This window comes from Coleofasciculus sp. FACHB-712 (genome assembly GCF_014695635.1).
Taxonomy (GTDB): Bacteria; Cyanobacteriota; Cyanobacteriia; order Cyanobacteriales; family FACHB-T130; genus FACHB-T130.
Map to the genome: position 1 here is coordinate 1 of NZ_JACJOQ010000022.1, position 2,588 is coordinate 2,588.

The following is a 2,588-nucleotide window of genomic DNA, read 5'->3' on the forward strand; positions in this document are numbered from 1 at the left end:
TTACCACGACTAACATCAATGGTTGCAAGGTGAGCATAACGGGTTTGGCGTCCTCCCGGATGATTAATAACGACTAAATTGCCAGAATCTCCGCGATCGCCAATAAAGGCTACAGTTCCCTTATCCACTGCTAGCACGGGTGTCCCGACTTCTGCCAACAAATCAATACCGCTGTGAAAAGCAACTTGATTGCTACGAGGATTTAGCTGCCAACCATAACCCAGTGCGATCGCTGTCGTTGCGGGTAAGGGATAATGGGCTAGTTTTCGGTTGTTACGTCCAGCCAGACTTACAGGCGACCAATTTACCCCAGGGATGAATACAACTCTAGGATTTTTCTGGCAACCGTTCGCCTCATAGAGTACATCGGCACGAATTCGGTAGGTTTTGGCTACATCTTGCCAAGTTTTCCTAGCCGGAACTTCGACGCGAATGCCATTGTAAGGCGGAATCAAAATTTCTGCCCCTACGGGTGCTTGGCCTTGCCGCAAAGACGGATTGATGCCGAGCAAAGTAGCAGGAATGAGATTGTATTGGCTGGCAATACTTTCTAAAGTTTCACCAGCGGCAACTTTGTGGCGAATCAAGCGTTCTAAAACTGGCGGTGGGCACATTTGCTTGTCACCCTTCCCCTCAGTTGCAGGAGGCGATAAAAGGGTAGGTACAGCGAGATTGTCTTCAGCTACAGAGGATTTTGAAGATACCGCCGAAAAAAGGCAAAAAGAAACCGGAAGGAGGAAGAAAAAGCTGAATTTTTGCTTTTTTCCTAACATTTCTAAGATGCGATCGCAATATCCGTTCGCTTTTTTGATGCCATATTTGAGATTCCCCCAACCCCCGCGCTGACGCACCGCTGCGCTTAAACCAAAGCGGATAAAACAGGAGCGATCGCTGTATTTTAGGGAAGCTGTATTCATTCGCCTCTCTACACCTTTCGCCACTTGTCTCCTCATAAAACTCGCAAAATGCTGGGAATACTATCTATCGTATCTAACGTGCGAATTTCATCCAGAGCTTGTCGAAAGTTGCCTTCCCGGACATCGTGAGTCACGACGACAATTTCGGCAAGTTCGCCGTGGATACCAGTTTGCACCACAGATTCAAGACTCACCTGGTAATTGCCGAAACTGGTGCCCAACTTACCAATAACGCCCGGACGATCCCGTGTCAAGAAACGAGCGTAAAACCGCGTAACTAGCTCCTCCATCGGGGCGATCGCGCAGTAATCTTGATGGGAACAGCTTAATAGGGGATGCAGTTTGGCAGCATCTCCACCACTTTTCAAAATGGCAGCAATATTTAAAATATCCGAGACAACGGCGCTGGCAGTAGGCCCGGAACCCGCCCCTCGTCCGTAAAACATCACCTGCCCAATCGGTTCGCCTTCTACGAGAATTGCGTTATAGACGCCGCTAATACTGGCAAGCGGGTGAGTTTTGGGTACGAGAGTCGGATGAACTCTGACTTGTAGAGAAGTCCCTTTCTCCGATGCCGGTAAATCTTGTTTAGCGATCGCTAATAATTTGATCGTAAAGCCGAGTTTTTCCGCATAGGCAATATCGGCGGCGCTGACCTTAGAAATCCCCTCACAGTATATTTCTGGCAGCTTGATGCGTCCCCCAAACGCTAAGGAAGCCAAAATCGCCATCTTGTCAGCAGCATCTAAACCGTCTACATCAGCCGTTGGATCGGCTTCTGCATAGCCCAACTGCTGGGCATCTGCCAGAATCTCGTTAAATTCACCCCCCTCGGTTTGCATCCGACTGAGGATGTAGTTCGTGGTGCCATTGACAATGCCAGTCACCGAATGAATCCGGTTGACACTTAGCGCCTGCTTCAGGGGTTGAATCACCGGGATGCCGCCCCCAACGGCTGCCTCTAGCATCACATAGACGCCTGCTTGATTCGCCGCCGTAAAAATTTCATCACCGTAGCGAGAAATCACCGCCTTGTTTGCCGTGACAACGTGCTTACCATTGGCGATCGCTTTGAGGATGAGCGATCGCGCGGGTTCTAAGCCTCCCATCACCTCTACCACAATATCCACATGGGGGTCGGTAACAATCGATTCCAAATCGGTCGTCAGCAAGCTTTCTGACATTTCTACGAGTCGGGGCTTATCTAGCGATCGCACTCCCACCCGATAAACTTCTATTTCTTGCAGCAGCGGATGACGCCCTTGCGGATCTAGCAAAATTTGTGCCGTACCCGTGCCGACTGTCCCCAGTCCCAGTAATCCAATTTTAAAAGCCACAACCGTTATCCTGAATTTTAACTCTACAGCGCTTGTAATTTACTTGTAATTTAGCTTTTCGGCTCTGCCTCCATCGCGTTGGCAATGCTAACACAGGGGATGCTACCAACACCCTTCCCATCATCGCCCCGAACAGTGAGCCAAAAACTGAGCAAAAGAGTGAACCGAATTGCCGATCCACCTGAGACATTCTAGAGGTGATGGCACCCATTACAGTTGTTGAGTTGCGATCGCTTATGCTCAAACAAATTGCTCTTGCTGGTTTTGCGAGTTTCACCGTTGCTGCCTTCCCAGTCGTCAGCAAGGCTTTAACCGTTCAGGAAGTTCCCAATCC

Annotated in this window: 2 protein-coding genes; both read right to left on the bottom strand. The window is 49.5% G+C overall.

Translation table 11 applies throughout. The features are described from left to right. Nucleotides 1-917 (bottom strand): M23 family metallopeptidase (locus H6F50_RS00260; RefSeq protein ID WP_242028839.1); only part of this gene is annotated, 917 nt, incomplete at its 3' end. Nucleotides 918-949: 32 nt separating this feature from the next. Next, on the bottom strand, nucleotides 950-2,254 hold the full coding sequence (locus H6F50_RS00265; RefSeq protein ID WP_190424997.1) for a homoserine dehydrogenase: 1,305 nt from the start codon (nucleotides 2,252-2,254) through the stop codon (nucleotides 950-952). Between the last annotated feature and the right edge of the window lie 334 nt (nucleotides 2,255-2,588).